We start from the raw sequence: 12328 nt of genomic DNA, 5'->3' as shown, positions 1-12328 counted from the left end.
AGCGAGACCAAATTCGTGGGAGAAAAGAGAACAGATCGCAAGGCGGCCATGGAGGCTCTTCTCGACGAGATCTCGACGATCTTCGAAGCTACTCCGCTTCGGCGTTTGCTCCCGCGCATCGTCGGTCTTAAGGAAAAGCTCAGGACGGACGAAGTCCGCCTTGCGGTTCTGGGACAGATGAAACGAGGCAAGAGCTCTTTACTCAACTCTTTGCTCGGGGAGAGCATCCTGCCAACCGGCGTCTTACCCCTGACCTCTGTCGTCACCGAAATCCGATATGGATCGACCCCGAAAGCCAGCGTTCGCTACCAGAGTGGCAACCTGGAAGAGATAGCCCTCTTTGATATTCCCGAATATGTGACAGAGTTGAGGAATCCCGGGAATCGCAAGCGGGTACTCGCGCTCCATCTTCTTTATCCCAACGAACTCTTGCGGAATGGTCTTGTCCTCGTTGACACTCCAGGTTTCGGATCCACGTACTCGCACAATACTGCCGCAACCCTCGGGTACCTGGAAAAAGTGGACGCGGCGGTTGTTGTCTTCTCTGTCGATCCTCCTATCACCGAAGTCGAAGCGAACTTTATCCGGGAGCTCCGGAAAGACATACCCAAGCTTTTCTTCGTTCTGAACAAAGTCGATCTGGTCTCGAAGGCGGATGTTGAGGATGCGTGCACCTTTTTGCGGAACGAACTCGGGAACCGACTAGGGTTATCGCACTTCGACGTGTTTCCGCTGACAACTCGTACTCGCGGCCCGGGTGAAGCACCTTCGTCAGGATTGGCGAGTTTCATAGATCATTTGCGTGAGTTTGCCACGTACAGCCATGACCAAACGCTCCTTTTGTCGGTCCTTCGAGGCGCCGGGCAGGTTCTCGATCTTGCGTCGTTTGCATTGTCGCTACGTCGAAGCTTCGGGGCGCTGAGCGCATCCCAAATTCATGAGAAACGAATGGCGATGCAACTTCTGCTGGAAGAAACGACGAGAGGTAGAGCTGCTATCCAAGCCTTACTTCGCGAAGAACAGCAGGGCTTGATGCAAAAGATTGGCACGGATCTCGAAACGCACGTAAGGATGTCGACGCCCTATCTTGAGGAGCGGTTATCGAGCCTGCAACGGGCCAATCCCTCTTCCTCGGGCCGCTCGTTGGGCCTCCTTCTGGAGGAGTTCTTCAATAAGGAGATCACCACGATCTTTCGCGATTGGAGAATGCGGGAAGACGCTCAGATGTCAGCGATGCTGGACGAGATTGTCTCGAGATATACGGCAAGAGCAAATCAGATTCTAAGTACGCTGACAGAGGGTATTGGTATGCTCACCGACCTGCCAGTGACGAAACTGAAGGTCAACTGTGGCTTAGCGATGGATAGCAGGGTGTCGTATTCGATCGAACGAATCTTTTATTCGCTGGACAGCTTTCTTCTCGCAGTCCCTCCGTTGCTGCAGCGCCCACTCGTATTTCGACGCGCGAGGGCCAGTATCCCTGATAGGCTCGACCGGAACTCGGGACGCATTCGATTCGATTATCTGGAACGGATGGAACGAAGCTTTCTACAGTTGGAACGCTCTCTCACATCGCAGATTGAAGACGCTCGCCAAACGCTCGCGGAGTCCCTGGAAGCGCCATGCAGCGACGTTGGGATGTGGAACAAGCTTCAGGCTGCTCGATCCTGTGTGTACCTCCTAAATCAATGAATCTGCGCCGGGAAGTAGGAACTTAAGGAACGCTGGATGGTTGAAGCCTGGAGCAAGAAATCAAGAGGTTACATTGCTTGATACGACAGAGGAGGAATTTATGAATGCGATGATCCTGAACCGGATCTTGCTTGCCGTGGGAATCATTGGTTTACCGATCTGCATCTTCTATGCGCGTCGATCGCAGAGTAGTGCCCCATTCCTCATTGGGATTGGGTTATTCGGCTACCTCGTGATATCGAGTGTCATCGTCGAGATTCGTCAGGTGATTCAGAAGTGACTTCCACCTCCGCCACCAACCTGCTACCTCATTGCGGAGCCTGGATGTACTGTGCTACCTCTTTAACTGGCGATGGAATCCGCCCCGGCTCTCCGGACCGCCTCCGAAATGGAAGGCTAATGACTCCTACGACCGTAGGAGGCTGCGTCGCTCCTGCGCAGGCAATCCAAAGGAGCCCCATGTCGAAACTCCTGACACCATTCAGCAGCGATGCTCTCCTGGAGCGATCGGCGGAACTCGTCCATCTTCGCCAGCGAATCACACAGCGAAAATCCCTGCTGCTCTTCGGAGACCAGGGAGTGGGCAAAACCCGCCTTCTTCAGCAGCTTGCTACGGGCGACAAAGATATTCTGTACGTCGCCAAGGGCCATGCGCCGCGCGAGTTTCTGCTCGCGTTGATAGATGCTTTGGAGCGAGGACGCGGGCCGAAAGCCGTCCGTGTGAAGAATCCTCAGGGTTTGAGTGTTCTCTCTTTGAAGGGAATCGCTCAGAGGGGCCTGGAAACTGGCAATCGAACTTTAGTGATCGATCACGTGCAGAGTCCGACGATGGCGCTCAGTCACCTGATTAAGGAATTGAATTACTACGGACGAACGCCCATCATCTTCGCCGCTCGATCGCAACACATGGAGGAAATTGGTTCGTTGCGCTCTCTGTGCTCTGACAAAAGCGAGCGGCTCGAACTCAAAAACTGGCCAGAGGTCGTCGCCCTGGAGTTTGCGCGCCACCGTGCGGTGGACGCCAAACTCGTGGCCGCAAATCTCGATTCGGCCTTACACGAGATGGTCGAGATGAGCCACGGGAATCCGGGTGCAATCGTGCAGATGATCGAGATGGCCAAACTGCCGCAATACCGGCTCGAGGAACAGATTAAGGTTCACATCCTGTATCTCGATTTCAGAATGAGAGGCGCTCCAGGGGGAACGATCTCTAAGGTAGCAAATTGACTGTAGCGGAGAAGGGAGAACGAATATCGATGCGAAGTACAAATTGGCTGCAGGCATCGTTGACCATGCCTATGCGGCAATGTAAACTTGGGCTTGAAAAATCCTCATGCGATGGGGTTCGCCTGAACCGCCCGGCTCCTCTGCCGGTGCTGATGACTCCTACAGAACGTAGGAGGTTCATTGCCTGAAATACCATTTAGAAAAGTATGGGGCGAGCAGTTTCGGCTCCTTATCGATCTGGTCCGCTGGATCCCCCCCGCCGCGCTTGCCGGTGTCATGGGTGGGACAGCATCAGCATTTCTTCTTGTGTCTCTTGTTTGGGCTACGGACTTTCGCGAGAAGCACATCTGGATGATTCTGTTCCTTGCGCCTGCTGGTCTGCTGGTAGGTTACCTGTACAAGTATTTCGGCAGTACGGTTGAAGCCGGCAATAACATGATCCTCGAAGAGGTTCATGATCCGCGCGCGGTTATCCCCATCCGCATGACGCCGCTCATTCTTCTCGGCACGATCCTGACGCACCTCTTTGGTGGTTCGGCGGGTCGAGAAGGCACGGCTATTCAAACCGGAGCTTCGCTCGCAGACCAGCTCACACGGCCGTTCCGGATGATCGACAGCGATCGTCGTATTCTCCTGATGGCCGGTATCAGCGCAGGCTTTGCCTCTGTTTTCGGAACGCCGCTAGCGGGCGCAGTCTTTGGAATCGAAGTGCTCGCGATTGGCAAACTCAGCTACGACGCTATCGGTCCTTGCTTTATCGCAGCCTTCATCGGAGACCTCGTAACCAAAGCCTGGGGCGTCCACCACACGATTTATCATGTGACCAACGTTCCCCAACTGAACATCATCGGCATTTTGTCTTCGATGGTTGCAGGCATGGCTTTCGGTTTGGTGGGTATGGCGTTTGCGAAGGCAACGCACGCAGTCTCCCACCTTGCTCGGAAATACATCGCCTCGGCGCCGTTTCGTCCGTTTGTCGGAGGCCTGATCGTCACCGCTGCCGTCTTCGGCCTGGGAACCACGAAATATATCGGTCTTGGCATACCGACGATCGTGGCCGCCTTCAATAGCAAATTGCCCGTCTATGATTTTGCCGGCAAATTCGCATTTACCGCGGTCACGCTCGGTGCCAGCTTCAAGGGTGGTGAAGTTACACCTTTGTTCTTCATCGGGTCCACCTTAGGTAACGCGCTGTCCCACATTCTGCCTTTGCCTTCGTCTTTGCTCGCGGCGATGGGATTTGTTGCCGTCTTCGCCGGGGCAGCAAATACTCCAATCTCATCGACGTTGATGGCGATGGAACTCTTTGGGCCGGAAGCGGGTGCCTATGCGGGAATCGCCTGTGTGGTCAGCTACCTGTTTTCCGGGCACGCCGGCATCTATCATGCGCAGCGCGTCGGTCGCAGTAAACACCTCGATCATTCCGCAGAGGAAGGTATGTCACTCGCGTTGGTGGCAAAGATGCGAGAAGGACCTGATGACGATCTCCTTGCGGAGATCGATAATTTCGGTTTTATGGAAGGGAGTCGTATGGATCATCTCAGTGTACTCAGGCTCTATTTTTCCGCATCGGAGATGCGGCGTGCCGATTCGTGGTGGAAGAAACTTGCACCTCAGAGTCTCGGCGCTTATTTGCTTCGCCAGGCGAAAGACCATGGGATCGAGCAGGCTCTTCTGCATCGGGTCATCGGTGGATACCTGAAGAACCAGGATCTAGTCATGGACACAAGCGACATGCCTCCAGCGCGGTTGCCGCAGTGTTTGGAGCTCGTAGGCGAGGAAGAGGATTTGCAATCGTTCCTGAAACACAATCGCGACCATCTCAAGACCGTTCGCACCGTCTTTCTGCGAGGAGAAGAGGCGAAGTACGAAGCGGAGATAGAGAAGGAAGAGCTGGAAGCAGCTCTCGAGATTGAGCACTCGGAGAGTTTTATGAAGAAGGGCGACGACGACTAACCCATGGTTCGTGATGTAGGATTTGTAGCGTCGTTCCGAGATCGAAGCTCTTCCTTGTTGGAAGAGTTGGTACTCCTAAGCGAAGGAGGCCACAAGTATGAGGCCTCATAAAATCGAGCCTTACCGGTCAGTTTTCGATGCCATCGCGGGACCTGGCTGCCCGCTCTGCCGTTACATGCGAAACTATCAGGCCAAGTGTGTACAGGCGAGTCTAGACCCCAGGCCCAAGGGTATCTGTAACTTTCACGCATGGGCAATCGCGGCGATCCATGATCGTCTCGATGCGTCTCAGGTATTTCTGAACCTGCTTTCTTCTGCGTCGCTGGGGGGTACCATGGATTGTGATATCTGCCTGCGGCTGGCTAAGGAAGATGGGACACAGCTTCGACTGGTCAGCGCTTCCTTCAAGACACTATCAACGGTGCATTGGCTGAACACCTATGGGGAGATATGTATTCCGCACAGCATTGAGTTGCGGAAACAGGTCTCGCTGGTTCATACGCCTGTGATCGATAGGGCGGTTGCCCGTTACCGCGATAAGCTCATCCGCAGTCTGCAGGAGCAACAAGGGGTAGACATCGAGGGAGCGGGGTGGGGCGTCCTGGGCCACGCCGCGGAGTTTTTGGCCGGGCAGAGAGGGTTATATCGGTAGGGCAGGAGAAACTATGGAAAACGACAAGACCAATAAGCCCCAGCCGAAGCAGATGTCGAGATTTAACCAGATCAATTTTCGCGCGGGTATCCTCGGCTTTCCATTCTGCGTCGTTGAGTACTACCTGAAACGGGGGCCCATTTTTTTGTTGGGCGGAGGCTTCTTCGCTGCGTTGCTCGTCATGGGCTTCTTCGAATGGAGGAAGTCAGGCTATGCGCGGATTTGGGCGTCGCATGTGCCCAGTGTCAAGAAGAACGATCAGGCTGATATCCAGTAAAAGCTGCCCCCTATATTTTCCCCGTCTAGCCGACGTCGCAGGGAGCAGTCACTTGCCGATTGCTCCGCGCGCGTGCTAACTTTCTTGCACTCGGCGAAAGTCGAGAGGTGATGGAATCCACCGTAACCGCCTCCCGAAATGGGAGGCTGATGACTCCTGGCAACTGGCCGGAGTCATTTTCATTTTTAGTCCTGCCATATTGCCTCGACGATGAACATGCAGCATCTGCTGCCGAACGAGGAAGTGGAGGGAAGATGGAAGCTAAAGCAAGAACGCCTAATTGGAAGATTATCGGAGCCTGGACCGTTGTGATGATCCCATTTCTCTGGGGTATCTTTCAGACATTGCACTCTGCGATGGCGCTCATCCGGCGCTGAAGTATGTTCTGCCCGTTGAACATATAACCGCCATTTGGAGATCTGAAGACGGGTTACCCATTTGAGCATTTCAATTCTGCGGCGGGAGCACATGCACGGATCCTCGACCTTATCCATGTCCAGAGACGCGGCGCGGCGTATGGAGACAACCGCGACCGACACCAACGTCGGAGCGATTTGCTGAGTTTGAGCCGTGAGCAGTGAATCGAGCGTGCCTTGGCTGTTGCCGAGCAAGTATGAGCTGTGGAATGTAGCCTCGAGAACCATATGATTTCGTCGGTACTTACATAATAAGTATCTAACGCAGTGCGGCCGCCTGTTGAGCGCAGGCTTCCGGGTTCGTTGATTTTGCAATCCAGAGTTGATAGCATCGGTTCACATTCGAGGGTGATGGGGTTCCACCGCAACCGCCGGAAATCTGGCTGATGACTCCTACGGTGCAAATTGAGGAGCCCTCTTGCGTCTTAGGAATTCGTTATTGGAGCCGGTCGGCCGCTCAGAGCGGCCGCTGACTCATTGCAAGCTGGCGAATCTCAAATCCCCCACGATCCGACCCTTTCAGGTCCTCCTGTGTCTCCTCTTTGTATTCGCCGGAGCCACATCTCTTGGGCAAGCGGTCCAAGCTAAATCTCCAACAGAACCTCTCAGCGTCTCCCAATGCATTCAACTGGCGAAGAATGCCCCCTCAAGCGTTAAGCAGGCGCGCGCTCAATTGGACGCCGCAAAATTCGTAGTGAGAGGCGCGAAAGCAAATTTCCTTCCACAGCTCTCCATTTCGAATGGGTTCACCTATAACAGCCCGCTCCTCTATGACAGGAACGCTTTCAGCTTTGTGGCTCTCAACGGAGTGCGCGAGTATTCCTCTTTGGCGACCTCGAGTCTAGAAGTCGATACTTCGGGAAGGCTTCGTGCCATCTATGATCGCGCTTCGGCCAACAGACACTCCGCCGAAGTGAATGTCGTGATCAGTGAGAGAGATTTGCAGCGGGACGTTTCTGTTGCTTACTACCACCTTCTGCTCGCCCGGCAACTTGCCTCCTCGACAACTGAAAATCTGCAGGCGGCCAAAGACTTTGAGAGCAAGGTTAGCCAGTTAGTGCGTGGCGGAGAAGCATCCGAAGCGGATTTGACCAAAGCGTCCTTAGAGAGTGCCTTGCTCGAGCGGACGGCGCAGGCGATGACCTTGGAGGCAGAGCTAGCGAACCATGATCTCGCCTCATTCTGGACCACAGATGGGGCAACGCCTCTTGTTCTTGCAGACGACCTCGACAGCCTGCCCGTGGCTCCATCCCTTCCCCAACTGGAGAATCCTTACCTCAAGAGGCCTGAGTTTCAACTTTTCTCTTCACAGATCGAAGGCTTTCGAGCGGATGCTCGACAGGCGCGGGCGCGTATGTTGCCGCAGCTCAATCTGGGGTTTCAGTATGGCATCGACTCACTGCACGTCACCAGTAGAGACAGAGGCTATGCCGGCTTTGTTCATCTCGATATCCCGGTTTTCGACTTCCTTCGAGCCCGTAACGAACAACGCCAGTTTCAATCCCTCGCAGGTCAAGCCGAGATCGGGATGAATCTCGGCAAGAGGCTGTTCTCGAAGGAGTATGAGGACGCGCTCAGCCAGGTTAGCGGGAGCTATGCCCAAATCCCTGTTGCAGAGCACCAGGTCGAGTTGGCGAGAAGCAATCTGAATTTGAGCCGTCTCCGCTTTGAAGGCGGCGAAGGAACAGCGCTTGAAGTGGTCTCGGCTCAGAGTTCTCTGGTGCAGGCGCAAATCGATTTCTATACGACCCGGGCAAACTATCTCAATGCGCAATCGGCGCTGAAAGTGGCGAGTGGACAATGAAACGGCCTATTGCGGGACTACTGTTGAGCCTCTTGCTGTGGGGGTGCAAGTCGGGCGATAAGGCTGACACCAAGCCTGTTGTGAATGTGTCGGTACAAAGGGTTGTCACGGCGAATGTGCCTCTCTCGGTGAGCGCACCCGCTTCTATCTCAGGGAAATCGGAGGCGCATATCTCGGCGCGGATCACGGCAACCGTCCAGCGATTACTCGTTCACAAAGGCGAGATGGTCAAGAAGGGGCAACTGCTTGCCGTCCTTGACCAAAGGGACCTCACTGCGCAGAGAGCCGATGCCGCCGCGGCGGTTTCGAGTTCCGAAGCGCAGCTCCAGCGGACGCAGTCCGGCACGATTCCCGCGCAACTCACCCAGGTACGCGGCGAGCTCAACGCGAGGACTGCGGCACTGGATCTGGCGCAAAAGGTCTACGACCGCCGCAAGCAGCTGTTCGGCCAGGGCGCAATCTCGGGTAGAGAGCTGCAGATCAGCGAATCCGATCTCGCTCAAGCGAAAGCGAACTACGAGGCGGCACGCGTGAACCTCGATGTGATGGAGAAGCATACGAGCGCTGAGGATTTGCGCATGGCACAGAATTCGCTCTCCCAATCGCAGGCGCGGGAAGCGCTCGCGAGTGCGAATCTCAGTTTCGCCGAGTTGCGGAGCCCTTTCGACGGCGCAGTCACAGAACAACTCGTGTTTCCCGGTGACCTCGCAAGCCCTGGAACCGCCATGTTCACCGTGGTTGATCTCTCGTCTGCCGTTGCCCGGGCACAGGTCAACGCCGACGATGCCGCGGAGATCAAGACCGGTCAAGCCTGCTCCTTCTCTGTCAGCGATATCAACAACACGATGCGCTTCGGAAAGGTGACAGTGGTCAATCAGGCTGTCGACCCCGCCCGACGCACCATTGAGGTGTGGTGCGAGATCCCCAATCAGGACCACGTCCTTAAATCCGGGCTCTTTGGTGCAGCGAAGATCGCTACAGGGCAAGCCTCGAACGCCATCGTCCTGCCTGCATCCGCTGTCGAGTTCGAAGAAGGAACTCAGCAGGCCAAAGTATTTATCGTCGATGAGCACCACATCGCTCATCTGAGAGAGGTCAAAGCTGTCGCTCTCGATGATGGACGCGTCCGCATCTTCTCTGGGGTCAGGCCGGGCGAAGTCGTCATCACCGCAGGTGAATATGGATTGCCCGACGGCACAGAGGTCAATCCGGCGGGTGTGAGTCGATGACCGGACGGCTCGCAGAGTTCGTAAGATCCAATGGGCGGGCGCTCGTGCTGGTCGCGCTGACTTTTGCCGTCGCGGGCGCACTCATGATCCCCTCGATACCCGTCTCAATCTTTCCGGAGACGAACTTCCCGCGCATCGTCATCCTGGTGGATAACGGCATCACCCCAACCGATGTCCAAATGCTGACTGTGACGAGGCCCATCGAAGAGGCAGTCCGCTTTGTCCCTGGCGTGACAACGGTGCGATCGGTCACTGGAAGAGGTTCGACCGAGATCAATATCTTCTTTCGCTGGGATGTAGACATCCTGAATGCGCTTCACCTGGTGCAGGGCCGGATCGCGCAAATCGCTCCGACATTGCCTCCCACCGCGCACTTCTATGTCAACCGTCTGACATTCTCGGTCTTCCCGATCGTTGGCTTCAGCATTACATCGGAGACGCGCAGTCTGTCTGACCTTTGGTCGCTTGCGTACTACGATCTGGCGCCGCGCCTGTACCGCCTTCCGGGAGTTGCCGATACCCGTATCGTTGGGGGCCGCAAACCCGAGTTCCACATCCTGGTCGATCCAGCGAAGCTGAACGCGCTGAATATGCCCCTCACCAAGGTCGTGGACGCGATACGCAACAGCAACATTATCGAGCCCGCAGGGATGGTTCAGGAGAATTATCATCTCTACCTCACCACGGTCACTGGGATGCTCAAGAGCAAAGAGCAGGTCGAGTCCGTGGTAGTGGATGTGTCCAAAGGCACACCCATTCAGATTAAAGACATCGCCACCGTCGTACCCGGCGAAGAGCCGGTGTACAACATCGTTACTGCAAACGGCCGGCCTTCGGTGCTAGTCAATGTTTTGCAGCAGCCTGACGGAAATACCGTCCAGATCGCGAGATCGGTGAATGAAGTTCTGGCGGAGGCGCAGCGGTCACTCCCGCCTGGTATTCATCTGTCGACGTACTACGATCAATCGCAGCTTGTGAGCGAATCGATCGACGGTGTGACAGAGAGCATCGTGATTGGCTTGTTTCTCGCGGTCATTGTTCTCCTGTTGTTCCTGAAGAACTGGCGTACGACCATCGTCGCCGCGGTCGTCATCCCCATCGCCGTCCTGATCGCGATCGTATTCATGAAGCTCACAGGCATGAGCTTCAACCTCATGACGCTTGGAGGTATTGCAGCATGTATCGGCGTGGTCATCGACGATGCCATCGTGATCGTTGAGAATATCTCCATTCACCTGGCACTCGGAAATTCCCCTTGGGATGCTTCGAAGACCGCGATTCAGGAGCTCACGCCTGCGCTCATTGGCTCGACGCTTACTCCCATCGTCGTATTCGTCCCTCTCGTCTTTCTTGGAGGCATCACCGCCGTCTTCTTCCGGGCGCTCGCGATGACCCTCGTGACCGCCCTCGCCGCCTCGCTCGTGCTCGCGATCTTCTTTACGCCGGTTTTGGCTGGGATCTTTCTTCGGCCAAACCGGCGCGAAGGTGTCGCCACGATAGAAGAGGCTGAGAAGCAGGAGGAGGGACGAATCCTGCGCTTCTTCTCCGAAAAGTACGAGCGCCTCCTGGAGTGGAGTCTTAGCCATACCCGAACCATCATGTACATCGCGGCCGGAATCCTGGTCCTGAGTATTCTGCTTTACAACGGGCTGGGGAGCGGTTTTCTACCGGATATGGATGAAGGAGCCTTTGTTCTGGACTACAGAACGCCCCCGGGAACCTCTCTGCAGGAGTCCAACCGCATCCTGAATCACGTCGAGCAATTTCTTCGGCAAACGCCGGAGGTCGAGAGCTATTCGCGGCGCACCGGTGCGCGTCTCGCCCTCGCGATTGCGGAGCCCAACACCGGGGACTTCCTCATCAAATTGAAGAAGAAGCGATCCCGTTCGCTGGAGGAGGTGACCTCCGACTTGCGGGAAAAGATCAATCACACAGAGCCTGCGATCCAGGTTGAATTCCCCCACATCCTCGAAGATCTCGTAGGCGATCTCGCCTGGTCCCCGCAACCGATCGAAATCAAAATCTACAACCAGGATGAAGCCGCCTATAAAGCCGCAGCAAAGTCCATTGAAGAATGGCTCCCGAAGGTGAAGGGGGTTGTCGATGTAGAAAATCAGACCGTAACCATCGGTCCCAGCATGAACTTCCGTGTCGATCCGCAGCGGGCAGGGTTGGCAGGCTTCTCCGTTCGTGACATCGCCGATATCGAGTCCACGATTCTTGACGGAAAGCTTGCGTCGAACATCATTCAGGGAGATCGTCTCGTCGGTTTACGCGTGCGTTATCCGTTGGCAGATCGTGCTTCCTTTCGGAACCTTCAGGACCAGTTGATTACGTCCCCGACGGGGAAGACGGTAGCCCTCTCCACGCTGGTCAATGAAGAGATGGCTCCGGAACAAACTGAGATCCATCGCGAAAACCTTCGCAACCTCGATGCAGTAACAGCACATTTGGAGGGACGGGACCTTGGATCGGCGATGAAGGAGATTCAGCGACGGCTCTATAAAGAAGTTCAACTTCCCCCAGGGACAGAGATCGAGTTTGGTGGCCTGTACCAGATTCAACAGGAATCCTTCAGCGGCCTCACACGCGTCCTGCTGGCTTCCATGCTTTTGATCTTCATCATTCTAGTATTTGAGTTCCGGTCCTTCTCCCATCCCATTGCGATCCTGATCGCGACGGTTCTCTGCACCTCGGGAAGTCTCCTCGCATTGTTCATAACCCAGACAACGTTGAATATCTCTTCCTTTATGGGGATCATCATGGTGATCGGCATCGTGCACAAGAACGGAATTCTGATGCTGGACTCCGAAAGCCACTTTACGGGGAAGGGCTATGCGCTTCGGGATGCGATCTTCCATGCCGGCCGCCGGCGGCTTCGCCCGATCCTGATGACGGCGCTTGCCACCGTTTGTGGAATGCTCCCACTGGCAATCGGAGTCGGTTCCGGTGCCCAGCTGCTTCAGCCGCTGGCGATTGCCGTCATCGGGGGCGTCGTCATCTCAATGATCCTGTCGTTGGTGATTACACCGGCGCTCTTCTACTCCCTGCGCAAGAAAGGTCTTTGAGGTGACG

At 55.5% G+C, this 12328-nt stretch carries 10 protein-coding genes and 4 riboswitches; all 10 genes read left to right on the top strand.

Features of this window, described 5'->3' with window-relative positions:
* The first annotated feature begins 15 nt into the window (after nucleotides 1-15).
* The 10 genes from OHL19_RS06000 to OHL19_RS05955 all read left to right on the top strand — a co-directional run bounded on the left by OHL19_RS06000 (nucleotide 16) and on the right by OHL19_RS05955 (nucleotide 12321).
* Complete coding sequence (locus OHL19_RS06000) at nucleotides 16-1692, top strand: dynamin family protein (protein WP_263356705.1); 1677 nt, start codon at nucleotides 16-18, stop codon at nucleotides 1690-1692.
* A gap of 100 nt (nucleotides 1693-1792) precedes the next feature.
* Nucleotides 1793-1972, top strand: coding sequence for a hypothetical protein (locus OHL19_RS05995; protein WP_263356704.1), 180 nt, complete (start codon nucleotides 1793-1795; stop codon nucleotides 1970-1972).
* A gap of 59 nt (nucleotides 1973-2031) precedes the next feature.
* Nucleotides 2032-2108, top strand: a riboswitch (Fluoride riboswitch).
* Between the two features lie 43 nt (nucleotides 2109-2151).
* Entirely contained in the window at nucleotides 2152-2919 is a 768-nt protein-coding gene (locus OHL19_RS05990; RefSeq protein WP_263356703.1) for an AAA family ATPase, read from the top strand.
* Between the two features lie 98 nt (nucleotides 2920-3017).
* Nucleotides 3018-3088, top strand: a riboswitch (Fluoride riboswitch).
* An 11-nt stretch (nucleotides 3089-3099) separates the two neighbouring features.
* Entirely contained in the window at nucleotides 3100-4875 is a 1776-nt protein-coding gene (locus tag OHL19_RS05985) for a voltage-gated chloride channel family protein (protein ID WP_263356702.1), read from the top strand.
* 97 nt (nucleotides 4876-4972) lie between these two features.
* Nucleotides 4973-5527, top strand: coding sequence for a hypothetical protein (locus OHL19_RS05980; RefSeq protein ID WP_263356701.1), 555 nt, complete (start codon nucleotides 4973-4975; stop codon nucleotides 5525-5527).
* A 13-nt stretch (nucleotides 5528-5540) separates the two neighbouring features.
* Nucleotides 5541-5804, top strand: a complete 264-nt coding sequence (locus tag OHL19_RS05975) for a hypothetical protein (RefSeq protein ID WP_263356700.1) — start codon at nucleotides 5541-5543, stop codon at nucleotides 5802-5804.
* 97 nt (nucleotides 5805-5901) lie between these two features.
* Nucleotides 5902-5970, top strand: a riboswitch (Fluoride riboswitch).
* An 88-nt stretch (nucleotides 5971-6058) separates the two neighbouring features.
* Nucleotides 6059-6181: an MFS transporter small subunit gene (locus tag OHL19_RS05970; protein ID WP_263356699.1), complete on the top strand. Its 123-nt coding sequence runs from the start codon at nucleotides 6059-6061 to the stop codon at nucleotides 6179-6181.
* A gap of 377 nt (nucleotides 6182-6558) precedes the next feature.
* Nucleotides 6559-6623: riboswitch (Fluoride riboswitch) on the top strand.
* 15 nt (nucleotides 6624-6638) lie between these two features.
* Nucleotides 6639-8024, top strand: coding sequence for a TolC family protein (locus tag OHL19_RS05965; RefSeq protein ID WP_317890543.1), 1386 nt, complete (start codon nucleotides 6639-6641; stop codon nucleotides 8022-8024).
* Complete coding sequence (locus OHL19_RS05960) at nucleotides 8021-9253, top strand: efflux RND transporter periplasmic adaptor subunit (protein WP_263356698.1); 1233 nt, start codon at nucleotides 8021-8023, stop codon at nucleotides 9251-9253. Before OHL19_RS05965 ends, OHL19_RS05960 begins: the two co-directional genes overlap by 4 nt.
* Nucleotides 9250-12321, top strand: coding sequence for an efflux RND transporter permease subunit (locus tag OHL19_RS05955; RefSeq protein WP_263356697.1), 3072 nt, complete (start codon nucleotides 9250-9252; stop codon nucleotides 12319-12321). Before OHL19_RS05960 ends, OHL19_RS05955 begins: the two co-directional genes overlap by 4 nt.
* Nucleotides 12322-12328 lie beyond the last annotated feature (7 nt).

Source organism: Acidicapsa ligni, assembly GCF_025685655.1.
In the GTDB taxonomy this organism is placed as follows: Bacteria; Acidobacteriota; Terriglobia; order Terriglobales; family Acidobacteriaceae; genus Acidicapsa; species Acidicapsa ligni.
The sequence above is the reverse complement of the archived record's forward strand: the minus strand, read 5'-3'. Positions and strand labels throughout refer to the sequence as shown.

Coding starts and splice junctions, on each gene's coding strand:
- OHL19_RS05990 (WP_263356703.1), top strand. CDS start 2,152: ATGTCGAAACTCCTGACACCATTCAGCAGCGATGCTCTCCTGGAGCGA.
- OHL19_RS05970 (WP_263356699.1), top strand. CDS start 6,059: ATGGAAGCTAAAGCAAGAACGCCTAATTGGAAGATTATCGGAGCCTGG.
- OHL19_RS05955 (WP_263356697.1), top strand. CDS start 9,250: ATGACCGGACGGCTCGCAGAGTTCGTAAGATCCAATGGGCGGGCGCTC.
- OHL19_RS05975 (WP_263356700.1), top strand. CDS start 5,541: ATGGAAAACGACAAGACCAATAAGCCCCAGCCGAAGCAGATGTCGAGA.
- OHL19_RS05980 (WP_263356701.1), top strand. CDS start 4,973: ATGAGGCCTCATAAAATCGAGCCTTACCGGTCAGTTTTCGATGCCATC.
- OHL19_RS05995 (WP_263356704.1), top strand. CDS start 1,793: ATGAATGCGATGATCCTGAACCGGATCTTGCTTGCCGTGGGAATCATT.
- OHL19_RS05960 (WP_263356698.1), top strand. CDS start 8,021: ATGAAACGGCCTATTGCGGGACTACTGTTGAGCCTCTTGCTGTGGGGG.